Origin of the sequence: Sulfuritortus calidifontis, from assembly GCF_003967275.1 — a bacterium.
In the GTDB taxonomy this organism is placed as follows: Bacteria; Pseudomonadota; Gammaproteobacteria; order Burkholderiales; family Thiobacillaceae; genus Sulfuritortus; species Sulfuritortus calidifontis.
The window spans coordinates 1,150,324-1,171,205 of record NZ_AP018721.1 but is presented as its reverse complement, the minus strand read 5'-3'; the positions used below and the strand labels follow the sequence as shown (position 1 = coordinate 1,171,205).

Genomic DNA, 20,882 nt, shown 5'->3' with positions numbered 1-20,882 from the left:
TTTATGTCGACGACGTGGATTCTCGTGGCCAACGCCAGTCAAGCCAAGCTCTATGCCAATCGCGGTCCCAACAAGGGGCTGGAACTCCTGAAAGAACTCGACCACCCGGAAAGCCGGGAAAAGGCCTCCAATCTCGTCAGCGACCGCCCCGGCCACAACCAAGGTCATGGGGGTGGACACGGCTCTTACGTGCCGGCGACCGACCCCAAAGAAAACGAGGCCGACCGCTTTGCCCTGGAGCTCGCCCGCGAGATGGAAGAAGGCCGCACCAGCAATGCCTACGACCGACTGATCATCGCCGCCTCGGCGCCCTTCCTCGGCCTGCTCAACGGCCGGCTATCCAGCCAGGTCAAAGGCAAGCTCGCCGAGAGCATCGAGAAGGACTATACCCGCCTGCCGGTCAAAGAGCTGTCCAGTCACCTGGAAAGCCGCATCTTTCTATAGCAGTGGCCAACGGGCGAGTTCCTTGTAGCTCGCCCCGTTCGCATTCGAATTCGATTCCATCAGTACGAAATCCCGCGCTGCCCAGACGATGGGCTTGAGCGCAGGGGCTGTTTTCTTGCAGTCGGCATTGCGCACCAAGGTGATGTGCGGCTTGTAGGGCCTGCGGTCGAAGCCGATGCCGGCTTGATCGACTTGTCTCTCCAAGGCACCAACCAGATCGAACAGCCCCGCCGGCGGCTGTCTGGCGCCGAGGAAGGCAATGCGGTTGTGCCGCCAGCAATCGGCCTGATCGAACACCACGTCGAAGGACGGCGACTGGATGCCGGCCGCTACGGCTAGCAGTTCAGGCAGGCGCTCGCGTTCCAGCGAACCGACGAACAGCAGGGTGAGATGCACCGTCGCCGGATTCATCCGCCGGCCGCCGTGGGCCGCATGCAGCAGGCCCGAGACCTTATGCAATTCCTCGCGCAGGGCCTCGTCGGGCCAGAGCGCGAAGAAGACCCGCGCGGTTTTCTTGGCCGCGTCGTTCAGGCCTTGTTCAGCAGACATACCGCTTCCGCCGCAATACCCTCGCCACGCCCGGTGAAGCCCAGCTTCTCCGTGGTCGTCGCCTTCACGTTCACCACCTCGATGGCGACCCCGAGATCATCGGCGATGTGCGCCTGCATGGCCGGGATGTGCGGCGCCAGCTTCGGCGCCTGGGCGATGATGGTGGCGTCGACGTTGCCCACGCGCCAACCGCGCCCGTTCACCAGCGCGACCACGTGTCGCAAAAGCTTGCGGCTGTCGATGCCCTTGTATTGCGGGTCGCTGTCGGGGAAGTGCCGGCCGATGTCGCCCAGACCGGCAGCGCCCAAGAGCGCATCGCAGATGGCATGCAAGAGCACGTCGGCATCGGAATGACCGGCCAGGCCCTTGTCATGGGGAATCTCCACCCCGCCGATGATCAGCTTGCGCCCGGCGGCGAAGGCATGCACGTCGAAACCGTGACCGATGCGCCAATCCATTGTCTACTCCGTCAAATCCAAAAACATCTCGCGGTGGGGAATACCCGCCTCGTCGAACTCCGGCCCTTGGGCGGCGAAACCCAAGCGGGCATAAAAGCCCAGGGCATGGACTTGGGCATGCAGTCCGATCCGGGCCAACCCCTTCTGCCGCGCCCGGGCCAGGGCGGCTTGCAACAGGGCCGAGCCGACCCCGCGCCGACGCCAGTCCGGCAGCACCGCCATGCGGCCGATATGGGCATCGGGCGTCAGTCTGGCGATGCCGACGATGGCGCCGCCGGCATCCCTCGCCACGAACCAGTCGCACTCGGCGTCCCGCGCCTCCCACTCCATGGCCTCCGGCACTGCCTGTTCCTCGATGAAGACCCGGCGGCGGATCTGGGCGATGTCCGTTTCGTCCCGCTGCCAATCGGCGACGCTGACGGAGAAGGAATCGGCTTCGGCCATGGGAAGGCGTAAAATGGCGGCACTCGAAAAACAATGGATGCGAGTTTGCCATGAAACTCTATGGAATCCCCAACTGCACGACGGTGAAAAAGGCGCGTGCCTGGCTGGAGGAGCACGACATCCCCTATGAATTCCACGACTACAAGAAACAGGGCGTGCCGGCCGACATGCTGCTGAAGCTGATGGGCAGACTGGGTTGGGAGGCCCTGGTCAACCGCAACGGCCCGACCTGGCGCAAGCTGCCCGACGCCACCAAGACCCAGGTCAAGGATGCCAAGAGTGCCCTGGCCGTGATGCAGGAGAACTCCAGCGTGATCAAGCGGCCGATCGTCGAGCGCGACGACCAATACCGGATCGGCTTTTCCGAAGCCGACTATGCCGCCTTCTTCAAGAAATAACCCTCACATGCCCAACGCCGCCTTCGAATACACCCGCGAACTGATTGCCCGCCCCTCGACCACACCGGATGACGCCGGTTGCCAGGACTGGCTCGCCGCCAAGCTTGCCCCGCTCGGCTTCACCATCGAAAAAGTCGTCAGCCGGGACGTCACCAACCTCTGGGCCCGGCGCGGCAGCGAGGCGCCCGTGGTCTGCTTCGCCGGCCACACCGACGTGGTGCCGACCGGCCCCTTGGAGAAGTGGTCCTACGACCCCTTCATCCCCACCCTGAGCGACGACTTTTTATACGGCCGCGGCGCGGCCGACATGAAGGGTTCGATCGCCGCCTTCCTGGCGGCGGTGGAAGACTTCCTCGCCGCCCACCCCGAGCACAAGGGCTCGATCGCCTGGCTGATCACCTCCGACGAGGAAGGCCCGGCGGTGGACGGCACGGTCAAGGTGGTGGAGCGGCTCGCCGCGCGCCGGGAGTTGCTCGACTACTGCATCGTCGGCGAGCCGACCTGCGCCGAGGAGTTCGGCGACACCATCAAGAACGGTCGGCGCGGCTCGCTGCATGGGAAGCTCCGGGTCAAGGGCGTGCAGGGCCACATCGCCTATCCGCAGCTGGCCAAGAATCCCATCCATCTGGCCGCCCCGGCCATCGCCGAACTGGCGGCCACCGAGTGGGACCAGGGCAATGAATACTTCCCGCCCACGACCTGGCAGATCTCCAACATGCACAGCGGCACCGGCGCGACCAATGTGATCCCGGGCCACGCCGACATCGTGTTCAACTTCCGCTTCTCCACCGCCAGCACGGTCGAGGGTCTCCAGGCCAGGGTCCATGCCATCCTGGACAAGCACGGCCTCGACTACGAACTGGAATGGGAACTCGGTGCCAAACCCTTCCTCACCCCGCGCGGACGCCTGGTCGAAGCCCTGTCCGACGCGATCCAGGACACGGTCGGCCTCACCCCCAGCCTGTCGACCACCGGCGGCACCTCGGACGGCCGCTTCATCGCCGACATCAGCCGCGAAGTGGTCGAGTTCGGCCCGATCAACAAGACCATCCACAAGATCGACGAATGCGTCGGGGTCGATGAGCTGGTCAACCTCGCCGCGATCTATCGCCGCACCCTGGAGAGGCTGCTGTTGAATGTTTAAGGATGCCGTCAATCAGCTGTTGACCCTGCGCGATTGGCTGCGTTATGCCGTGTCGCGCTTCAACGAGGCCGGGCTGTTCTTCGGCCACGGCAGCCAGGAGGCCTATGACGAGGCGGCCTACCTGATCCTGCACACCCTGCATCTGCCGATCGACCGGCTCGACCCCTTCCTCGACGCCCGTCTGCTGCCGGACGAGGCCAAGCGTCTGGCCGAGCTGCTCGACCGTCGGGTGGAACAGCGCATCCCCGCCCCCTACCTCACCCACGAGGCCTGGCTGCAGGGCTATCGCTTTTATGTGGACGAGCGGGTCATCGTGCCCCGCTCCTTCCTCGCCCCCCTGATCCTGGAGCAGTTCCAGCCCTGGCTGGTGGAGCCGGAACGGGTCACCCGCGCGCTCGACCTGTGCACCGGCTCGGGCTGTCTGGCCGTGCTCATGGCCGAGGCCTTCCCCGAGGCCGCGATCGACGCGGTCGACCTGTCGGGCGATGCCCTGGCCGTCGCCAGACGCAACGTGGCCGACTATCACCTGGACGAGCAGATCGAGCTGATCCAGTCCGATCTGTTCGCCAAGCTGCACGGCCGCCGCTACGACCTGATCGTATCCAACCCGCCCTACGTCGATGCCGCGGCCATGGCCGCCCTGCCCCGGGAATACCGGCACGAGCCGGAAATGGCGCTGGGCTCCGGCCACGACGGCCTGGATGTGGTGCGGGTGATCCTGCGCCAGGCGGCCGAGCATCTCAATCCCGGGGGCCTGCTGGCGGTGGAGATCGGCCACAATCGGGTCGCCCTGGAGGCCGCCTTCCCCGACCTGGAATTCTTCTGGCCCGAGATCGAGGGCGGCCAGGACACGGTGTTCATCCTGACCCGGGAACAGCTGTAACCCTATAATTCTCACGGAGACATCACGATGGAGTACGCCATGCAACAGATCGATATCTTTGTCGCCTCGCTCACCTCGTTCTGGACCGAGTTCGCCCGCTTCGTGCCGCAGCTGATCGCCGCCGCCATCCTGCTGCTGCTGGGCTGGATGCTGGCCAAGGTGGCGCGCTCGGCCGTGATGCGCGTGCTCAAGCTGCTGCATTTCGACAAGGCCACGGAAAAATCCGGCCTGGAGTCCTTCCTCAAGCATGCCGAACTGGAGGTCTCGGTCGCCTCCATCCTGGGCAACCTGGTCTACTGGCTGATCATCCTGGTCATGATCGTCACCGTCGCCAACAGCCTGGGCCTGCAGATGGTGGCCGACCTGTTCAACAAGGTCGTGCTCTACATCCCCAATGTGATCGTCGCCATCCTGGTCCTGGTCTTCGGCACCATCCTGGCCCGCTTCATCAACCGCCTGGTCTTCGCCTGGCTCAACAACGTCGGCTTTTCCGGCGCGCTGACCGTCTCCACCTTCTCCGAATACGCGATGCTGGTCTTCGTCTTCTTCATCGCCATGGAGCAGCTGCAGATCGCCAACGAGCTGCTGACCGCCGCCTTCGTCATCGCCTTCGGCGCCGTCGGCCTGGCCTTCGCCATCGCCTTCGGCCTGGGTTCGAAAGACGTGGCGGCCCGCGTCATCGAGCAGTTGGTCGCCAAGAAGAAAAACGATTGATCCGATGAAGCCGGGGCCGGACGGCCCCGGTCAGGGCCTACTGGGAGGCCCCTCAGGTCTGCGGCTTGTTGCCGCGCGCAGCCAGACGGCGCCGGTAGGGGTGCACCGACTTGCTGCCGGCTTCTTCCTCCACCTTGGGCTGAGGCTTGGCCTTGTGCCTGGACGGCGGCTCAGTCCTGCCTTTGGCGGTGATCAGCGCACCGTTCGGCTTGCCGTTCCAGCGCAACACCTTGGCCACCTCGTCCGGCGTCAACTCCAGGCGCTGGCCGCGCTTCAAGCGCGGCGGCAGGTTGATCGGACCGAAACGCACCCGGATCAGCCGGCTCACGGTCAGATCCAGCGCCTCGAACAGGCGGCGCACCTCGCGGTTGCGGCCTTCCTTGATCACCAGGTTGTACCATTTGTTGGCCCCCTCGCCGCCGCTGGCCGTGATGCTTTCGACCCGAGCCTCGCCGTCCTCCAACTGAACGCCGGTCTTCAAGGCCTGAATCTGATCCGGCGTCAGCTCGTCGCCGAGCACGCGCACGGCGTATTCGCGCTCGACGTCGAAGCGCGGGTGCATGAAGCGGTTGGCCAGCTCGCCGTTGGTGGTGAAGATGAGCAGGCCCTCGGTGTTGTAGTCGAGGCGGCCGACAGCGATCCAGCGCTCGCCCTTGAGCTTGGGCAACTGGTCGAACACGCTGGCCCGCCCCTGGGGGTCGTCGCGCGAGACGATCTCGCCCTCGGGCTTGTGGTAGATCAATATCCGCGGCTGGTTGGCCGCCTCCCAGGGCAGACGCACCACCTTGCCGTCGACCCGGACCACGTCGTTCGGCGTCACCCGGTCGCCCACCTGCACCGGCTGACCGTTGACCGAGACCCGGCCGGTGGCGATCAGCATCTCCATGTCCCGGCGCGAGCCGAGGCCGGCCGCGGCCAGCATCTTGTGCAGCTTCTCGCTGGAAGGCTGCGCCGGCGGCCGACGCTGCGAATGGTATTGGCGCTGGGGATTGGGCTGGCGGGGCGCCGCATTGCTGCCGCGCTGGCGAAAAGGCGGCTTAGACATGCTGGGCATCCGGCTGGCTCGGCTCCGGCGTCTCCGGGCTCGGGCTCATGGCCTCGGTATCGGCAACGACCGGTGTCTCGGCGGTCATCTGCTCCTCGGCCTCGGTCATCGCCGCTTCGGCCAGGACATCGACACCGGCCTCTTCGATCTCCAGCGGCGCGTCCTCGAACAGGTCACGCGCCACCTCGGGCAGCGGCGGCAGCTCGGCCAGGGAACGCAGGCCGAGGTCGCTCAGGAAGCGCTTGGTCGTGGCATAGAGCGCGGGCCGGCCGGGCACGTCCTTGTGGCCGACCGATTCGATCCAGCCGCGCTCCTCGAGGGTCTTGATGATCTGGCTGTTCACGGCGACGCCGCGAATCTCCTCGATGTCGCCGCGGGTGACCGGCTGGCGGTAGACGATGATGGCCAGGGTCTCCAGCACGGCGCGGGAATACTTGGGCGGCTTCTCCGGGTTGAGCCGGTCGAGGTGCTCCTGCATCTCGGTCCGGGTCTGGAAGCGCCAGCCCTCGGCCACGCTGACCAGCTCGACGCCTCGGCCCTGCCAATCGGCCTGCAAGGATTCCAGCGCGCGGCGGACAAAGTCGTTGGTCAGCTCGACGGCGAAGGCCTTCTTCAACTCGGCCAGGGTCAGCGGCCCGGCGCTCGACAGCAGCACGGCCTCGAGCACGCGCTTGATGTCGTCCAGGCTGTTGAGGCCGGGGATGGCGTCTTCCTCGGACACGGCCGCCGGCTGTTCGGTCGAAACCACCTCGGCCGCGCTTTGCTCGGCCTCGGCGCCAGCCTCGACGGCCTCCGGCGCCATCACCGCCTCGACGTTCGGCTCGGCCGCATCAATTTCAGGATTCGGTTGGGGTGTAGGCAAGTCTTGCATGGATCGGGGTAAAGGGTTCGTTCTGGACCAAATCGATCAGGCGCTCGCGGGTGAGTTCGAGCAGGGCGAGGAAGGTGACCACCAGCTCGGGCCGGCCGGCCTCGGGGTTGAACAGATCGGTGAACAGGGCGTAGTTCGATTCCTGCAGCCGCTTGAGGATGCGGCTCATGTGCTCGCGCACCGAAAGCTCCTGGCGACCGATGCGGTGGTGCTTGTGGCGCGAGGCCCGCTTGAGGATGTCGCGCCAGGCGGCCAGCAGGTCATCCTGGTTGACCTGGGGCAGGCGCCGCACCGCCAGCTTCTCGACCCAGACGTTGACCGGCATGAAGTCACGGCCGATCAGGGGCGCGGCGTTCAGATTGTGCGCCGCCTTCTTCATCTGTTCGTATTCCAGCAGGCGGCGGACCAGTTCGGCGCGCGGGTCGACCTCCTCGCCCTCCTCCAGCTTCTCCGGCCGTGGCAGCAGCATGCGCGACTTGATCTCGATCAGCATGGCGGCCATGACCAGGTATTCGGCCGCCATGTCGAGCCGGGTGCGGCGCATGGCCTCGACATAGTCGATGTACTGCCGGGTCAGCTCGGCCATGGGGATGTCGAGCACGTCGATGTTGTTGCGCCGGATCAGCCACAAGAGCAGGTCCAGCGGCCCCTCGAAGGCGTCGAGGATGACCTCCAGCGCATCCGGCGGGATGTACAGATCCTGCGGCAGCTCGAGCCAGGGCTGGCCGAGTACGCGGGCGATGGCAGGCACCTCGGCCTGGGCAGCCGTTGCCTCGGCGACCTCGGGGGCCTCGGCGACAGTCTCGGTATCGATCATCTCGTTCATCCGCGCGGCTGCGGTGGCTTTTTTATTCGGTTTCGAAGGGCCTGGCGGCCATGGCTTGTGCAGGATTGGGCTCCATCTTACCCGGTTTTCGCGTCGCTGAATTATTCCTTACGAATCAAAGCGATATGCCGAATTCCCAGGCAAAGACCGGGCCGCGCAGCAAACCCCGACGGGGCGGCCCCGGCCAGGCTCAGCCAGACGAAGGCCAGCAGCGAGGTCAGCGGCAAAGGGGCGATCTGGGCGGCAAAACCGCTGGGCCGCTTGGCGATCGCGGACACGGCCACGATGACCAGGGCTAAGAGCAGGACCTTGGCGGCGTAATAGCGCATCAACCGTAATTGAGGCCCATGGCCTCGCGCACGTCGCGCATGGTCTCGCGCGCCAGGTCGCGGGCCTTTTCGCAGCCGTCGGCGATGATGCTGCGCACCAGGTCCGGCTCCTCGGTATAGGCCCGGGCCCGTTCCTGGATCGGCGCCAGCTCGCGCAGCACCGCCTCGATCACCGGCTGCTTGCACTCGATGCAGCCGATGCCGGCCGAGGTGCAGCCCTGGGTCACCCAGGCGCGCACCTCGTCGTTGGAATAGACCTGATGGAACTGCCAGACCGGGCACTTCTCCGGGTTGCCGGCATCGGTGCGTCGCACCCGGGCCGGGTCGGTCGGCATGGTACGGATCTTCTTGCTCACCGCCTCCGGGTCTTCCCGCAGGGCAATGGTGTTGTTGTAGGACTTGGACATCTTCTGCCCGTCCAGGCCCGGCATCTTCGAGGCCTCGGTCAGCAGGGCCTCCGGCTCGGTCAGGATCATCTTGCCGCCACCTTCGAGGTAGCCGTACAGCCGTTCCTTGTCGCCCAGGCTCAGGTTCTGCGCCTCGCCCAGGATGGCACGGGCCGATTCCAGCGCCTCCTCGTCGCCCTGCTGCTGATAGCGGCTGCGCAATTCCGTATAAAGCTTGGCCTTCTTGCCGCCCAGCCTTTTCACCGCCGCCTCGGCCTTTTCCTCGTAGCCCGGCTCGCGGCCATAGAGGTGGTTGAAACGGCGGGCGATCTCGCGCGAAAACTCGATGTGCGGCACCTGGTCCTCGCCCACCGGCACCCGGTTGGCCCGGTAGATCAGGATGTCGGCCGATTGCAGCAGGGGATAGCCGAGGAAGCCATAGGTCGACAGGTCCTTGTCCGTGAGCTTTTCCTGCTGGTCCTTGTAGGTCGGCACCCGCTCCAGCCAGCCCAGCGGCGTCATCATCGACAGCAGCAGGTGCAGTTCGGCATGCTCGATCACCTGCGACTGGATGAACAGCGTCGCCCGGTTGGGGTCGACGCCGGCGGCCAGCCAGTCGATCACCATCTGCCAGGTGTGCTCTTCCAGCGCCTGAGGGTTGTCGTAGTGGGTGGTCAGGGCATGCCAGTCGGCGACGAAGAACAGACACTCGTATTCGTGCTGCAGCTTCAGCCAGTTCTTGAGCACGCCGTGGTAGTGGCCAAGGTGCAGGCTGCCCGTGGGGCGCATGCCTGAAAGGACGCGATCAGCGTACATGGTGGTGGGTTCTCTTCTTAAAAATTCAGGCCGAACACGGCCAGGGAGACCGTCTGGATCAATTCGTACACGGGCCCGATCAGGGTACCGAGCAGACCGGTGAACAACAGGGCGAGCAGGATGAACAGGCCGAAGGGCTCGACCCGCGACAGGGCATAGGCCGCACGCGCCGGCAGCAGGCTGACTGCGATGCGACCGCCGTCCAGCGGCGGGATCGGCAACAGGTTCAGGGCGGCCAGGATGGCATTGATCGACACCCCGGCCATGCCCATCAGGGCCAGGGGCTGGGCGTAATCGCTGCCGACGATGAGGTGGGCGAACTTGACCATGGCCGCCCAGAACAGGGCCATGACCAGGTTGGCGCCGGGCCCGGCCGCCGCCACCCAGAGCATGTCGCGCTTGGGATGGCGCAGGTTGCCGAAGTTCACCGGCACCGGCTTGGCCCAGCCGAACAGGATGCCGCCGAGGAAGATGGTGATCGCCGGGACCAGGATGGTGCCGATCGGGTCGATGTGGCGCAACGGATTCAGGGTGATGCGGCCCATCATCTCGGCCGTGCGGTCGCCGAACATGCGGGCGACATAGCCGTGTGCCGCCTCGTGCAGGGTGATGGCGAAGATCACCGGCAGGGCGAAGATGGCGATTTTCTGGATGACGTTGAGTTCCATTTTTTCTTTCAGAGGCCGAGCCGGCTGGTGTCGCCCTTGCCCTGGCGCACGACCTCGAAGGCCTCGCCCGACAGGTCGATCACCGTGGTCGGCTCGATGCCGCAGAAACCGGCATCCAGGATCAGGTCCACCTGTTTGCCCAGGCGCTCGCGAATCTCTTCCGGATCGTTGAGCGGGTAATCGTCGCCCGGCAGCGCCAAGGTCGCCGACAGGATGGGCTCGCCCAGTTCGGCGAGCAGCGCGGCCACCACAGGGTGCTCCGGCACCCGCAGGCCGATGGTGCTGCGCTTGGGGTGGAGCAGGCGCTTGGGCACCTCCTTGCCGGCCTCGAGGATGAAAGTATAACTGCCCGGCGTGACCCCCTTGAGCAGGCGGTACTGGCGGTTGTCGACCCGGGCGTAATGGGCGATCTCGGACAGGTCGCGGCAGACCAGGGTGAAGTGGTGCCGCTCATCGACGCCGCGGATGGCGCGGATGCGCTCCATGCCCTGCTTGTTGCCGAGCATGCAGCCCAAGGCATAGCAGGAATCGGTGGGATAGACGATGACGCCGCCGTTTCTGAGGATCTTCACCGCCTCGCGGATCAGACGGGGCTGGGGGTTGTCCGGGTGGACAGAAAAATACTGCGCCATAAGCGATTACCAGGCCGACCAGACCGGGCGGCAATGCTCGGGCAAGGGTGGTAGTTTGCCCAGTTCGCGGCCGTTCTCGCCCGGCGCATGGAAGTCGGAACCCACCGAGGCGTAGAGGCCATAGGTTTGCGCGTAATCCGCATAGATCAACGCCTGGTCCTGGGTGTGGCTGCCGCAGACCACCTCGACTGCCTCGCCGCCGGCCGCCTTGAATTCCTCGAACAGAAGATGGCGCTTTTCTTTGCCCATCATGTAGCGACCGGGGTGGGCCAGCACCGCCATGCCGCCGGCGGCGCGGATCCAGCCCACCGCCTCGGCAAGCTGCGCCCATTCGTGGTGGACATAGCCCGGCTTGCCCTTGACCAGGTATTTCTTGAACACCGCCTTGATATTGCGCACGTGGCCTTTTTCCACCAGGAAGCGGGCGAAGTGGGAACGACCGATCAGCTCCTTGTTCTCGGCCAAGGCATAGGCGCCTTCCAGGGCGCCGGCAATGCCCAGCTTGGCCAGGGCCTCGGCGATCTTCCGGGCCCGTTCGGCCCGGCCGGCCCGGTTGCGTTCAAGTCCGGCGACGATCTGTTCATGCTCGGGGTCGACCTGAAGGCCGACGATGTGCACGGTATTGCCGCCCCAGGTGACGGAGACCTCGACGCCGGCGACCAGCTCGATGCCGCAGTCCTCGGCGGCGGCCCGCGCCTCGGCCAGGCCGCGCACGTCGTCGTGGTCGGTCAGGGCCAGGACCTTGACGCCCTGCTCGCAGGCGCGCAAAACCAGTTCACGGGGAGAAAGGGTGCCGTCGGAAACTCGGGAGTGGCAATGAAGGTCGTAGGGCGACATGTAACTGTGCTTGAGAATCAGCGCCAAATCATAGCAAAATGCTCAACTTCCGGCCATGAACGGCCCTTGCAAGCATAGCGACACATTGTGAAATTTCTGTTCGACCTGTTTCCGATCATCCTGTTCTTCGTCGCCTTCAAATGGGGCGACGCCAACCCCGAAGCCGCCACCGCCCTGCTCGCCAACCTGGGCCTGCACCTGAACGGCGCGGCCAAGCCGGGCGTGCTGCTGGCCACCCTGGTCGCCATCCTCGCCACCTTCGGCCAGATCGCCTGGGTCTGGGCCAGGCAGCGCAAGGTGGATGCCATGCTCTGGGTCAGCCTGGCGCTGATCGTAGTCTTCGGCGGCGCCACCCTGTGGCTGCAGGACGAGGCCTTCATCAAGTGGAAGCCGACCGTGCTCTACTGGCTGTTCGCCTCGGCCCTGCTGCTGGCGCCGCTGCTGTTCGAGCGCAACCTGATCCGGCTGATGATGGAAAAGCAGCTCACCCTGCCCGAGATCGCCTGGATCCGGTTGAACCAGGCCTGGGCCGGCTTCTTCGCCTTCATGGGCGGCGCCAACCTGTTCGTCGCCTTCAACTTCTCGACCGACATCTGGGTCGACTTCAAGCTGTTCGGCTCGCTCGGCCTGATGCTGCTGTTCATCCTCGGCCAGAGCGTCTATCTCTCCCGCCATATCAAGGAAAACGCATGAACCGGCTGTATGCCATCGTCGGCGAGGATGTCGCCGGCAGCCTGGAAAAACGCCTGGGCGCCCGGCCCGCCCACCTGGAGCGCCTGACGGCGCTGAAGAACGAAGGCCGCCTGGTCCTGGCCGGCCCCTTTCCCGCCATCGACAGCAACGATCCCGGCCCGGCCGGCTTCACCGGCAGCCTGATCGTGGCCGAGTTCGACAGCCTGGAGGCGGCGCAGGCCTGGGCCGAGGCCGATCCCTATGTCGCCGCCGGCGTCTACGCCCGGGTAACGGTGAAGCCGTTCAGGAAGGTGTTGCCCTGATGAGCGATCTGATCGAACTCATGCGCGCGCGGCTTGCCGGCCTGGCGCCGGAATCGCTTGAGATCGAAGACGAAAGCGCCCAACATGCCGGCCATGAAGGCGCCAAGGGCGGCGGCGGTCATTACCGGATGACCATCGTCTCGCCGCAATTCGCCGGTCTCAGTGCGGTGGCCCGCCACCGCGTGGTCTATCAGGCCCTGGGCGACCTGATGGGCAAGCGCATCCATGCCCTGAGCATCACCGCCTTCACCCCCGAAGAGTTCTAAATAACCGACTACCAGAGGAAACCGACAACATGCAGAACAAGCTGATCCCCACCCTGGCCCTGGCCGCCGCCTTGGTCCTGCCGCAATGGGCCCAGGCCGAGGAAGACAAGGCCGCGGTCACCGTCAACGGCGTCGCCGTGCCCGCCGCCCAGGCCGAACTGCTGCGCCAGGACCGCGCTTCCCGCGGCCAGCCGGCCGAGGCGCTGAACGAGAACGCCATCCGCGAGATGCTGGTGTCGATGGAGATCCTCGCCCAGGAGGCGGTGAAAAAGGGCATCGACAAGCGGCCCCAGGTCGCCGCCACCATCGAACTCAACCGCAAGGACATCCTCGGCCGCATGCTGCTGGAGGACTACATGAAGAACAACCCGATCAAGGAAGAGGACATGAAGGCCGAATACGATCGGGTCAAGGCCAGCGCCGGCAGCAAGGAATACCATCCCCGCCACATCCTGGTGCAGACCGAGGCCGAGGCCAAGGACATCCTGGCCAAGCTGGCGAAGAAGGCCAAATTTGAGGACCTGGCCAAGAAGCAGTCCAAGGATGCCGGTTCCGCCAAGAACGGCGGCGATCTCGGCTGGCTGCTGCCGGGCAATCTGGTGCCGGAATTCAGCGAGGCCATGGTCAAGCTGAAGAAGGGTGAAACCGCCAAGGCCCCGGTCAAGACCCAGTTCGGCTGGCACGTCATCCGCCTGGACGACGCCCGCGACCTGAAATTCCCCGAGTTCGAGCAACTCAAGCCCCGGATCACCACCCAGCTGCAACAGCAGCAGGTGCGCAAGTACCTCGCCGAGCTGCGCGCCGCCGCCAAGGTCGAGTAAGCCTCGACTGGCCGCAGTTTCCCGGGCTCAGTCCTTGGGAAACTGCGGGCGCGGATCGAACCGCGACAGCGCCTGCAACTTTTCGTACAGCCTTTTCTCTTCCTCGCTCAACTCGCCCGGCAGCACGATCTGCAAGAGCACGTAGAAATTCCCCGCCCCCTTTGAACTTGGCATGCCCTTGCCGGCCAGCCTCAATTTCTGGCCGCTGCGCGCGCCGGCCGGCACCTTCAGCCGCACCGAACCGGTCAGGGTCGGCACCGTGATCGTGGTGCCCAGGGCCGCCTCCCAGGGCGCGATCGGCGTCTCCAGCACGATGTCCTTGTCTTCCAGCCGGTAGAGCGCGTGCGGCGCGATCTCGATGTTCAAGTAAAGGTCCCCGGCCGGCCCGTGCTGGCCCGAACCATACGGACTGGCCCCGCCCTTGCCCGGCACCCGCAGCCGCATGCCCGGCAAGGCGCCGGCGGGGATGCGCACCTTCACCGTGCGCCCGGCCTGGCCGGGTGAGGTGAGGTTCAGGCTGCGCTCGCAGCCGTGAAAGGCCTCTTCCAGGCTGATCTGGATGCTGGCCTCGACGTCACGGCCCTTGGCCGCGCGGTGAAAGCCACGCGTCCCGCCGAAGCCGCGACCGCCGTGCATGCCACCCATGCCGCCGAACATCTGGGCGAAGAAATCGCCGAAGTCCATGCCGCCCATGTCGGCCCCGCCGAAGCCGCCGCCGAAACGCTCGCCCCAGCCCGGCGGCGGCCGGAACTCCTGGCCGCTCTGGTAATAGCCCAGCTGGTCGTAGGCCGCCCGCTTCTCCGGGTCGCTCAGCACGTCGTTGGCCTCGTTCACTTCCTTGAAGCGCTCCTCGGCCTGCTGCTCCTTGGACACGTCCGGGTGATACTTGCGGGCGAGCTTGCGGTAGGCCTTCTTGATCTCATCGACCGAGGCCCCGCGCTCGACGCCGAGGATCTTGTAATAGTCCTTATATTTCATGATGTTGCATACACCCCAATCATCCATGAGCAAAGTGGGGCCGCGCGCGACAATTGCAAGCACCCCACAGGCCCTATGCTATGATGCAAACTCTTTTCCGGCCCCGTATTCACAATAAATAATCATGAGCGATAAAGAACGACACAACCTGCAGGATCTCTTCCTCAACACCCTGCGCAAAGAACACGTCACCGTCTCGGTCTTCCTGGTCAACGGCATCAAGCTGGTCGGCCGCATCGAATCCTTCGACCAGTACATGGTCCTGTTGCGCGGTCACGATCAGGCGGTGCAGGCGATCTTCAAGCACGCCATCTCCACCGTCTCGCCGTCCAAGCAGATCAACCTGAACCTGCCTGGTCAGGCGCCCAAGGCACCGGCCGCCGAGTAAGTCTTTCGCCACATCCAATGAAAAGGGGCGACCGCGAGGTCGCCCCTTTCGTTTTCCAGCTCCGGACCGGACTTACTCGTCCTCGTCCGACTCCATCACCCGCTGCAGGCCGGTCAGCTTCTCGCCTTCGCCCAGGTTGATCAGGGTGACGCCCTGGGTGGCGCGGCCGAGTTCGCGGATCTCCTTGACCCGGGTGCGGATGAGCACGCCGCCGGTGGTGATCAGCATGATCTCGTCGTCCGGATCGACCAGGGTGGCGGCGACCACCTTGCCATTGCGCTCGCTGGTCTGGATGGCGATCAGGCCCTGGCCGCCGCGGTTGTGGCGGGTGTACTCGGTGATCGGGGTGCGCTTGCCGTAGCCGTTCTCGGTGGCGGTGAGCACCGCCTGCTGCTCGTTCTCGGCGACCAAGAGCGAGATGACCTTGGCGCCCTTGGCCAGCTTCATGCCACGCACGCCGCGGGCGCCGCGGCCCATGGCGCGGACGTCGCTCTCCTCGAACCGGTTGGCCTTGCCCTCGTCGGTGAACAGCATGACATCGTGGCTGCCGTCGGTGATGGCGACGCCGATCAGGTGGTCGCCCTCGTCCAGGCTGACGGCGATGATGCCGGCCGTGCGCGGACGGGAGAACTCGGAGAGCGGCGTCTTCTTCACGGTGCCGTTGGCGGTGGCCATGAACACGAAGTGCTGCTCGTCGAACTCCTTGACCGGCAGGATAGCGTTGACCACCTCGCCCGGCTCCATCTTGAGCAGGTTAACGATGGGCTTGCCACGGGCGATGCGACTGCCCTGCGGCACCTCGTAGACCTTGAGCCAGAACATGCGGCCGCGGTTGGTGAAGCAGAGGATGGTGTCGTGGGTGTTGGCGATGAAGAGCTTCTCGATGAAGTCCTCTTCCTTGGTCGTGGTCGCCTGCTTGCCGCGGCCGCCGCGCTTCTGGGTGCGGTACTCGTCGAGCGGCTGGGCCTTGATGTAGCCGGCGTGGGACAGGGTGACCACCACGTCCTCGGGTGCAATCAGGTCTTCCAGCGACATCTCGCGGGCGTCGGTGACGATCTCGCTGCGGCGCTTGTCGCCGAAGGCGTTCTTGATGTCGGCAAGCTCATTGCCGATGATCTCGGTCACCCGCTCGGGCTTGTCCAGAATGTCCAAGAGGTCGGCGATGCGGGCCATGACTTCCTTGTACTCGCCGACGATCTTGTCCTGCTCCAGGCCGGTCAGGCGCTGCAGGCGCAGCTCCAGGATGGCCTGGGCCTGGGCATCGGACAGGAAGTAGCCCTTCTTGTGCAGGCCGAACTCGGGGGCCAGGCCGGCCGGCTTGTACTGGTTGCCCTCGGCGCGGGCGAGCATCTCCTCGACCAGGGACGAGCGCCAGGGCTTGCTCATCAGCCCGGTCTTGGCCTCGGCCGGGGTGGGCGAGGCCTTGATCAGGGCGATGATCTCGTCGACGTTGGCCAGGGCCACGGCCAGGCCTTCCAGGATATGGCCGCGATCGCGCGCCTTCTTCAGCTCGAACTGGGTACGGCGGGTGACCACCTCGCGCCGGTGGCGCAGGAAGGCCTCGAGGAACTGCTTCAGGTTCAAGAGGCGGGGCTGGCCGTCGACCAGGGCCACCATGTTCATGCCGAAGGTGTCCTGCATCTGGGTCTGCTTGTACAGATTGTTCAGGATCACCTCGGGCATCTCGCCCCGGCGCAGCTCGATCACCACGCGCATGCCAGACTTGTCCGATTCGTCGCGGATCTCGCTGATGCCCTCGATCGCCTTGTCGCGTACCAGCTCGCCGATCTTGGCGCAGAGGTTGGCCTTGTTCACCTGGTAGGGCAGCTCGTCGATGATGATGGCCTGGCGGCCGCCGCCCTTCTCGATGTCCTCGAAATGGCACTTGGCCCGCATGACCACGCGGCCGCGGCCGGTGCGGTAGCCGTCCTTGACGCCGGAGAGACCGTAGATGATGCCGGCGGTGGGGAAGTCGGGCGCCGGCACGATGTCGATCAGCTCGTCGACCGTGATCTCGGGGTTGTGCAGCACGGCCAGGCAGGCGTCGGTGATCTCGTTCAGGTTGTGCGGCGGGATGTTGGTCGCCATGCCCACGGCGATGCCGGCCGAGCCGTTGACCAAGAGATTCGGAAACTTGGCCGGCAGGATCAGCGGCTCGTGCTCCGAGCCGTCGTAGTTGGGGCCGAAGTCCACCGTCTCCTTGTCGATGTCGGCCAGCAGCTCGTGGGCGATCTTGGCCATGCGGATCTCGGTGTAACGCATGGCCGCCGCGTTGTCGCCGTCGACCGAGCCGAAGTTGCCCTGGCCGTCGACCAGCGGATAGCGCAGGGAGAAGTCCTGGGCCATGCGGACGATGGTGTCGTACACCGCCGTGTCGCCGTGCGGGTGGTATTTACCGATCACGTCGCCGACCACGCGGGCCGATTTCTTGTAGGCCTTGTTCCAGTCGTTGCCCAGTTCGTGCATGGCAAAAAGCACGCGCCGGTGCACCGGCTTGAGGCCGTCCCGGACGTCGGGCAAGGCGCGGCCGACGATCACGCTCATGGCGTAATCGAGGTAGGAACGGCGCATTTCTTCTTCGAGGCTGACGGGGAGGGTTTCTTTGGCGAACTGTTCCATTGGCGGGGTCGTTGACGTCTCGTCGTTATCGGTTGTTTAGCTGGCGAATTCTACCATGTTCGCCCTGCCCGCCCCAGCCCCTGTGACCGGCCGGGAAGCCCCGCCGGACAAGGACCGGACGGCCCAAGCGGCCCCAGGCCGGGGGCCGGCGGTTGCCAGCCGACCGCCCCGCCCTTAGGATGCAAGGCCATGACCAACAAACAAGCGGTGGATACCCGCATCGACGCGGGTTGGATCGTCCCGGTGGAGCCCGATGGGGTCGTCCTGCCGGAGCATAGCCTGCTGATCCGGGACGGCCGCATCGTCGCCCTGCTGCCCTGGGCCCAGGCCGATGCCGGATTCGAGGCCGGACAGCACCAGCGCCTGCCCGACCATGTCCTGATCCCGGGCCTGATCAACCTGCACACCCATGCCGCGATGACCCTGCTGCGCGGCTTTGCCGACGACCTGCCGCTGATGACCTGGCTCACCGAACACATCTGGCCGGCGGAAAAACGCTGGCTGTCGCCGGAATTCGTCTACGACGGCAGCCGCCTGGCCTGCCTGGAAATGCTCCAGGGCGGCATCACCTGCTTCAACGACATGTATTTCTTCCCGGAGGCGGCGGTCCAGGCCGCGACCGAGGCCGGGCAGCGCATCGCGGCCGGCATCATCGTCATCGACTTCCCCTCCAACTATGCGGCCGACCTCGACGGCTATCTGAACAAGGGGCTGGCCCTGCGCGACGCCATGCGCGACCACCCCCTGGTCTCGTTCTGCCTGGCGCCCCATGCCCCCTATTCCACCAGCGACCGCAGCCTGGAGAAGGTGCTGACCTACGCCAAGCAGCTGGACCTGGCGATCCACATCCACATCCACGAGACCCACGACGAGATCCACCAGAGCCTGGAGCAGTATGGCGTGCGGCCGATCGAGCGTCTGCGCCACCTGGGCCTGCTCGGGCCGGAGTTCATCGGCGTGCATGCCATCCACCTCTTGAACGAGGAGATCGACCTCCTGGCCGAGCATAACTGCCACATCGCCCACTGCCCGACCTCCAACCTCAAGCTGGCCAACGGCGTCGCGCCCAAGGCCGCGCTGCTGGCCAGGGGCATCAACGTCGGCATCGGCACCGACGGCTCGGCCAGCAACAACCGGCTCGACTGCTGGCAGGAGATGCGGCTGGCCGCGCTCTTGGCCAAGGGCATGTCGGGCAAGGCCGAGATCGTGCCCGCCCACTACGCCCTGCGCATGGCCACCCTGAACGGCGCCCGCGCCCTGGGGCTGGACGACCGCATCGGCTCGCTCGAGGTCGGCAAGCAGGCCGATGTGGTGGCGGTGGACCTGTCCGGCCCCCACACCCAGCCCTGCTACGACCCCATCTCCCAGCTGGTCTACAGCGCCGGCCGCCAGGAGGTCAGCCACGTCTGGGTGGCCGGCCAGGCCGTGGTGAAAGACAGGACCTGCCTGACCCTGGATGAGGCCGAGGTCGTCGGCCGCGCCCATTACTGGCAGCAAAAACTCTCGGCCTAAGCCCAGCCTTTGGCGGCCTTGGCTGCCGCTGCCGCGCCGACCTCCCGCCACTCGCCCGGCGCCAGGCCGTCCAGCGCATAGTCGCCTATGCGCGCCCGGATCAGGCGCAAAGTCGGGAAGCCCACCTTGGCCGTCATCCGCCGCACCTGCCGGTTCTTGCCCTCGGCGATGGTCAGCTCGATCCAGCTGGTCGGCACGCTTTTGCGGAAGCGGACCGGCGGGTTGCGCGGCCACAGCCCGGCCGGCTCTTCGATGCGCTTTGCCCGGGCCGGACGGGTGACGAAATCGCCCAGGTCCAATCCGCGCCGCAGGGACTCCAGCGCCGCCTCGTCCGGCTCGCCCTCGACCTGAACCCAATAGGTCTTGGCCAGCTTGTGCCGGGGGTCGGTCAGCCGGTGCTGGAGCCGGCCGTCATCGGTTAAAATGAGCAGGCCTTCGCTGTCCGCATCGAGCCGGCCCGCGGCGTACACCCTCGCCAGGGGGATGAACTCCTTCAGCCCGGGGTGGCCGTCCTCAGAAGTGAACTGGCTGAGCACCCCATAGGGTTTGTTGAACAGAATGATGCGCGCCATCGCGTCTTCGTAATGTATTGATTCCAGGAGTCATCGTGTCCGCTAGCCACATCCAGGTTCCCGCCCAGGGCGCAAAGATCACCGTCAACGCCGATTTCTCGCTGAACGTGCCGGACCGGCCGATTATCCCGTTTATCGAGGGCGACGGCACCGGGGTCGACATCACCCCCGTCATGCGCGCCGTGCTCGACGCCGCCGTGGCCAAGGCCTACGCTGGCCGCCGCCAGATCGAGTGGATGGAGGTCTATGCCGGCGAGAAGGCGGTCAAGGTCTACGGCAACGACACCTGGCTGCCGGACGAGACCGTGCAGGCCGCCCGCGATTACGTCGTCTCGATCAAGGGGCCGCTGACCACCCCGACCTCGGGCGGCATCCGCTCGCTCAACGTCGCCCTGCGCCAGCTGCTCGACCTCTATGTTTGCCTGCGCCCGGTGCGCTACTTCACGGGCGTGCCCTCCCCGGTCAAGGCGCCGGAAAAAGTGGACATGGTCATCTTCCGCGAGAACACCGAGGACATCTACGCCGGCGTCGAGTGGGAGGCCGGCAGCGCCGAGGTGAAGAAGGTGATCGAATTCCTGCAGAAAGAGATGGGGGTCAAGAAGATCCGCTTCCCCGAGACCTCGGCCATCGGTATCAAACCGGTCTCGATCGAGGGCTCCGAGCGCCTGATCCGCAAGGCCATCCAGTACGCCATCGACAACGGCCGCAAATCGGTGACCCTGGTGCACAAGGGCAACATCATGAAGTTCACCGAGGGCGGCTTCAAGAAATGGGGCTACGAGCTGGCGGTGCGCGAGTTCGGCGGCGAGCCGATCGACGGCGGCCCCTGGGTCAAGCTGCCGGAGAAATTCGGCGGCATTGTGGTGAAAGACGTGATCGCCGACGCCTTCCTGCAGCAGATCCTGCTGCGGCCGGAGGACTACGACGTCATCGCCACCCTGAACCTCAACGGCGACTACATCTCCGACGCCCTGGCGGCCGAGGTGGGCGGCATCGGCATCGCCCCGGGCGCCAATCTGTCCGACTCGGTGGCCATGTTCGAGGCCACCCACGGCACCGCGCCCAAGTACGCCGGCCAGGACTACGTCAATCCGGGCTCGATCATCCTCTCGGGCGAAATGATGCTGCGCCACATGGGCTGGACCGAGGCGGCCGATCTGATCATCAAGGGCATGGACGGCGCGATCCGCGCCAAGGCGGTGACCTACGACTTCGCCCGCCTGATGGACGGCGCCAAGCAGGTCAAATGCTCGGAGTTCGGCCAGGAGATCGTCCGGCACATGTGAG

At 65.6% G+C, this 20,882-nt stretch carries 26 protein-coding genes; 12 read left to right on the top strand and 14 right to left on the bottom strand.

Annotated features, from left to right (window positions below):
- Positions 1 to 3 precede the first annotated feature (3 nt).
- Positions 4 to 444, top strand: a complete 441-nt coding sequence (locus tag EL388_RS06155; RefSeq protein WP_126461130.1) for a host attachment protein — start codon at positions 4 to 6, stop codon at positions 442 to 444.
- On the opposite strand, the gene thpR is transcribed toward EL388_RS06155, so the two are convergent.
- Genes thpR through EL388_RS06140 form a run of 3 tightly spaced genes read right to left on the bottom strand, consistent with a single transcriptional unit; the run spans position 439 to position 1,895 of the window.
- Complete coding sequence (gene thpR / locus EL388_RS06150) at positions 439 to 993, bottom strand: RNA 2',3'-cyclic phosphodiesterase (RefSeq protein WP_126461127.1); 555 nt, start codon at positions 991 to 993, stop codon at positions 439 to 441. The genes EL388_RS06155 and thpR overlap by 6 nt on opposite strands.
- On the bottom strand, positions 972 to 1,451 hold the full coding sequence (gene ispF, locus EL388_RS06145) for a 2-C-methyl-D-erythritol 2,4-cyclodiphosphate synthase (RefSeq protein WP_126461124.1): 480 nt from the start codon (positions 1,449 to 1,451) through the stop codon (positions 972 to 974). Before ispF ends, thpR begins: the two co-directional genes overlap by 22 nt.
- A 3-nt stretch (positions 1,452 to 1,454) precedes the next feature.
- Positions 1,455 to 1,895 carry a GNAT family N-acetyltransferase gene (locus EL388_RS06140; RefSeq protein WP_126461122.1) on the bottom strand — a complete coding sequence of 147 codons (441 nt, stop codon included), beginning with the start codon at positions 1,893 to 1,895 and terminating at the stop codon, positions 1,455 to 1,457.
- Between the two features lie 50 nt (positions 1,896 to 1,945).
- Here EL388_RS06140 and EL388_RS06135 point away from each other — a divergent pair, with 50 nt between their 5' ends.
- The 4 genes from EL388_RS06135 to EL388_RS06120 are packed head-to-tail and all read left to right on the top strand — an operon-like array spanning position 1,946 to position 5,034.
- Positions 1,946 to 2,293 (top strand): ArsC family reductase, encoded by a 348-nt coding sequence (locus EL388_RS06135; RefSeq protein WP_126461119.1) that lies wholly within the window; start codon positions 1,946 to 1,948, stop codon positions 2,291 to 2,293.
- Between the two features lie 7 nt (positions 2,294 to 2,300).
- On the top strand, positions 2,301 to 3,437 hold the full coding sequence (gene dapE / locus EL388_RS06130) for a succinyl-diaminopimelate desuccinylase (RefSeq protein WP_126461116.1): 1,137 nt from the start codon (positions 2,301 to 2,303) through the stop codon (positions 3,435 to 3,437).
- On the top strand, positions 3,430 to 4,320 hold the full coding sequence (gene prmB / locus EL388_RS06125) for a 50S ribosomal protein L3 N(5)-glutamine methyltransferase (protein ID WP_126461113.1): 891 nt from the start codon (positions 3,430 to 3,432) through the stop codon (positions 4,318 to 4,320). Before dapE ends, prmB begins: the two co-directional genes overlap by 8 nt.
- Before the next feature lie 39 nt (positions 4,321 to 4,359).
- Positions 4,360 to 5,034 (top strand): mechanosensitive ion channel family protein, encoded by a 675-nt coding sequence (locus EL388_RS06120; RefSeq protein ID WP_232019198.1) that lies wholly within the window; start codon positions 4,360 to 4,362, stop codon positions 5,032 to 5,034.
- A 52-nt stretch (positions 5,035 to 5,086) separates the two neighbouring features.
- On the opposite strand, the gene rluB is transcribed toward EL388_RS06120, so the two are convergent.
- The 8 genes from rluB to EL388_RS06080 form a co-directional block, all read right to left on the bottom strand.
- The gene (gene rluB, locus EL388_RS06115) at positions 5,087 to 6,079 is read right to left on the bottom strand and encodes a 23S rRNA pseudouridine(2605) synthase RluB (protein ID WP_126461106.1); all 993 of its coding nucleotides are present in this window, start codon (positions 6,077 to 6,079) and stop codon (positions 5,087 to 5,089) included.
- Complete coding sequence (scpB, locus tag EL388_RS06110; RefSeq protein WP_232019214.1) at positions 6,072 to 6,800, bottom strand: SMC-Scp complex subunit ScpB; 729 nt, start codon at positions 6,798 to 6,800, stop codon at positions 6,072 to 6,074. Before scpB ends, rluB begins: the two co-directional genes overlap by 8 nt.
- A 115-nt stretch (positions 6,801 to 6,915) precedes the next feature.
- Positions 6,916 to 7,767, bottom strand: coding sequence for a segregation and condensation protein A (locus EL388_RS06105; RefSeq protein WP_420856657.1), 852 nt, complete (start codon positions 7,765 to 7,767; stop codon positions 6,916 to 6,918).
- Positions 7,768 to 7,877: 110 nt separating this feature from the next.
- Positions 7,878 to 8,105 (bottom strand): hypothetical protein, encoded by a 228-nt coding sequence (locus EL388_RS06100; RefSeq protein ID WP_126461097.1) that lies wholly within the window; start codon positions 8,103 to 8,105, stop codon positions 7,878 to 7,880.
- Entirely contained in the window at positions 8,105 to 9,307 is a 1,203-nt protein-coding gene (locus EL388_RS06095; RefSeq protein ID WP_126461094.1) for a tryptophan--tRNA ligase, read from the bottom strand. The genes EL388_RS06100 and EL388_RS06095 overlap by 1 nt, the downstream gene beginning before the upstream one ends.
- A gap of 17 nt (positions 9,308 to 9,324) precedes the next feature.
- Positions 9,325 to 9,975 (bottom strand): site-2 protease family protein, encoded by a 651-nt coding sequence (locus EL388_RS06090; protein ID WP_126461091.1) that lies wholly within the window; start codon positions 9,973 to 9,975, stop codon positions 9,325 to 9,327.
- An 8-nt stretch (positions 9,976 to 9,983) separates the two neighbouring features.
- Positions 9,984 to 10,607, bottom strand: a complete 624-nt coding sequence (locus EL388_RS06085; protein WP_126461088.1) for an L-threonylcarbamoyladenylate synthase — start codon at positions 10,605 to 10,607, stop codon at positions 9,984 to 9,986.
- 6 nt (positions 10,608 to 10,613) lie between these two features.
- A complete protein-coding gene (locus tag EL388_RS06080) occupies positions 10,614 to 11,444 on the bottom strand; it encodes a 3',5'-nucleoside bisphosphate phosphatase (protein ID WP_126461085.1) in 831 nt (276 codons plus the stop codon).
- Positions 11,445 to 11,531: 87 nt separating this feature from the next.
- Here EL388_RS06080 and EL388_RS06075 point away from each other — a divergent pair, with 87 nt between their 5' ends.
- The 4 genes from EL388_RS06075 to EL388_RS06060 are packed head-to-tail and all read left to right on the top strand — an operon-like array spanning position 11,532 to position 13,526.
- Complete coding sequence (locus EL388_RS06075) at positions 11,532 to 12,137, top strand: septation protein A (RefSeq protein WP_126461082.1); 606 nt, start codon at positions 11,532 to 11,534, stop codon at positions 12,135 to 12,137.
- Complete coding sequence (locus tag EL388_RS06070; protein ID WP_126461079.1) at positions 12,134 to 12,439, top strand: YciI family protein; 306 nt, start codon at positions 12,134 to 12,136, stop codon at positions 12,437 to 12,439. The genes EL388_RS06075 and EL388_RS06070 overlap by 4 nt, the downstream gene beginning before the upstream one ends.
- Entirely contained in the window at positions 12,439 to 12,705 is a 267-nt protein-coding gene (locus tag EL388_RS06065; RefSeq protein ID WP_126461076.1) for a BolA family protein, read from the top strand. The genes EL388_RS06070 and EL388_RS06065 overlap by 1 nt, the downstream gene beginning before the upstream one ends.
- Before the next feature lie 29 nt (positions 12,706 to 12,734).
- Positions 12,735 to 13,526, top strand: coding sequence for a peptidylprolyl isomerase (locus EL388_RS06060; RefSeq protein ID WP_126461072.1), 792 nt, complete (start codon positions 12,735 to 12,737; stop codon positions 13,524 to 13,526).
- Positions 13,527 to 13,553: 27 nt separating this feature from the next.
- Here the strand turns inward: EL388_RS06060 and EL388_RS06055 are convergent, their stop codons facing one another.
- On the bottom strand, positions 13,554 to 14,504 hold the full coding sequence (locus EL388_RS06055; protein WP_126461069.1) for a DnaJ C-terminal domain-containing protein: 951 nt from the start codon (positions 14,502 to 14,504) through the stop codon (positions 13,554 to 13,556).
- A 124-nt stretch (positions 14,505 to 14,628) separates the two neighbouring features.
- Between EL388_RS06055 and hfq the strand changes: the two genes are divergently transcribed.
- Positions 14,629 to 14,892, top strand: coding sequence for an RNA chaperone Hfq (gene hfq, locus EL388_RS06050; protein WP_126461066.1), 264 nt, complete (start codon positions 14,629 to 14,631; stop codon positions 14,890 to 14,892).
- A gap of 72 nt (positions 14,893 to 14,964) precedes the next feature.
- Here the strand turns inward: hfq and gyrA are convergent, their stop codons facing one another.
- The gene (gene gyrA, locus EL388_RS06045; protein WP_126461063.1) at positions 14,965 to 17,511 is read right to left on the bottom strand and encodes a DNA gyrase subunit A; all 2,547 of its coding nucleotides are present in this window, start codon (positions 17,509 to 17,511) and stop codon (positions 14,965 to 14,967) included.
- 189 nt (positions 17,512 to 17,700) lie between these two features.
- Between gyrA and EL388_RS06040 the strand changes: the two genes are divergently transcribed.
- A complete protein-coding gene (locus EL388_RS06040) occupies positions 17,701 to 19,023 on the top strand; it encodes a TRZ/ATZ family hydrolase (RefSeq protein ID WP_126461060.1) in 1,323 nt (440 codons plus the stop codon).
- Here the strand turns inward: EL388_RS06040 and EL388_RS06035 are convergent.
- Positions 19,020 to 19,595, bottom strand: a complete 576-nt coding sequence (locus EL388_RS06035) for an rRNA large subunit pseudouridine synthase E (RefSeq protein ID WP_126461057.1) — start codon at positions 19,593 to 19,595, stop codon at positions 19,020 to 19,022. The genes EL388_RS06040 and EL388_RS06035 overlap by 4 nt on opposite strands.
- Positions 19,596 to 19,630: 35 nt before the next feature.
- Here EL388_RS06035 and icd point away from each other — a divergent pair, with 35 nt between their 5' ends.
- Complete coding sequence (gene icd / locus EL388_RS06030; protein WP_126461054.1) at positions 19,631 to 20,881, top strand: NADP-dependent isocitrate dehydrogenase; 1,251 nt, start codon at positions 19,631 to 19,633, stop codon at positions 20,879 to 20,881.
- Position 20,882 lies beyond the last annotated feature (1 nt).

What these genes read in the sequence shown, in the direction of transcription:
- EL388_RS06155 (WP_126461130.1), top strand. Translation starts at nt 4, where the DNA reads ATGTCGACGACGTGGATTCTCGTGGCCAACGCCAGTCAAGCCAAGCTC.
- thpR (WP_126461127.1), bottom strand. Translation starts at nt 993, where the DNA reads ATGTCTGCTGAACAAGGCCTGAACGACGCGGCCAAGAAAACCGCGCGG.
- ispF (WP_126461124.1), bottom strand. Translation starts at nt 1,451, where the DNA reads ATGGATTGGCGCATCGGTCACGGTTTCGACGTGCATGCCTTCGCCGCC.
- EL388_RS06140 (WP_126461122.1), bottom strand. Translation starts at nt 1,895, where the DNA reads ATGGCCGAAGCCGATTCCTTCTCCGTCAGCGTCGCCGATTGGCAGCGG.
- EL388_RS06135 (WP_126461119.1), top strand. Translation starts at nt 1,946, where the DNA reads ATGAAACTCTATGGAATCCCCAACTGCACGACGGTGAAAAAGGCGCGT.
- dapE (WP_126461116.1), top strand. Translation starts at nt 2,301, where the DNA reads ATGCCCAACGCCGCCTTCGAATACACCCGCGAACTGATTGCCCGCCCC.
- prmB (WP_126461113.1), top strand. Translation starts at nt 3,430, where the DNA reads ATGTTTAAGGATGCCGTCAATCAGCTGTTGACCCTGCGCGATTGGCTG.
- EL388_RS06120 (WP_232019198.1), top strand. Translation starts at nt 4,360, where the DNA reads ATGCAACAGATCGATATCTTTGTCGCCTCGCTCACCTCGTTCTGGACC.
- rluB (WP_126461106.1), bottom strand. Translation starts at nt 6,079, where the DNA reads ATGTCTAAGCCGCCTTTTCGCCAGCGCGGCAGCAATGCGGCGCCCCGC.
- EL388_RS06105 (WP_420856657.1), bottom strand. Translation starts at nt 7,767, where the DNA reads ATGATCGATACCGAGACTGTCGCCGAGGCCCCCGAGGTCGCCGAGGCA.
- EL388_RS06100 (WP_126461097.1), bottom strand. Translation starts at nt 8,105, where the DNA reads ATGCGCTATTACGCCGCCAAGGTCCTGCTCTTAGCCCTGGTCATCGTG.
- EL388_RS06095 (WP_126461094.1), bottom strand. Translation starts at nt 9,307, where the DNA reads ATGTACGCTGATCGCGTCCTTTCAGGCATGCGCCCCACGGGCAGCCTG.
- EL388_RS06090 (WP_126461091.1), bottom strand. Translation starts at nt 9,975, where the DNA reads ATGGAACTCAACGTCATCCAGAAAATCGCCATCTTCGCCCTGCCGGTG.
- EL388_RS06085 (WP_126461088.1), bottom strand. Translation starts at nt 10,607, where the DNA reads ATGGCGCAGTATTTTTCTGTCCACCCGGACAACCCCCAGCCCCGTCTG.
- EL388_RS06080 (WP_126461085.1), bottom strand. Translation starts at nt 11,444, where the DNA reads ATGTCGCCCTACGACCTTCATTGCCACTCCCGAGTTTCCGACGGCACC.
- EL388_RS06070 (WP_126461079.1), top strand. Translation starts at nt 12,134, where the DNA reads ATGAACCGGCTGTATGCCATCGTCGGCGAGGATGTCGCCGGCAGCCTG.
- EL388_RS06065 (WP_126461076.1), top strand. Translation starts at nt 12,439, where the DNA reads ATGAGCGATCTGATCGAACTCATGCGCGCGCGGCTTGCCGGCCTGGCG.
- EL388_RS06060 (WP_126461072.1), top strand. Translation starts at nt 12,735, where the DNA reads ATGCAGAACAAGCTGATCCCCACCCTGGCCCTGGCCGCCGCCTTGGTC.
- EL388_RS06055 (WP_126461069.1), bottom strand. Translation starts at nt 14,504, where the DNA reads ATGAAATATAAGGACTATTACAAGATCCTCGGCGTCGAGCGCGGGGCC.
- hfq (WP_126461066.1), top strand. Translation starts at nt 14,629, where the DNA reads ATGAGCGATAAAGAACGACACAACCTGCAGGATCTCTTCCTCAACACC.
- gyrA (WP_126461063.1), bottom strand. Translation starts at nt 17,511, where the DNA reads ATGGAACAGTTCGCCAAAGAAACCCTCCCCGTCAGCCTCGAAGAAGAA.
- EL388_RS06040 (WP_126461060.1), top strand. Translation starts at nt 17,701, where the DNA reads ATGACCAACAAACAAGCGGTGGATACCCGCATCGACGCGGGTTGGATC.
- EL388_RS06035 (WP_126461057.1), bottom strand. Translation starts at nt 19,595, where the DNA reads ATGGCGCGCATCATTCTGTTCAACAAACCCTATGGGGTGCTCAGCCAG.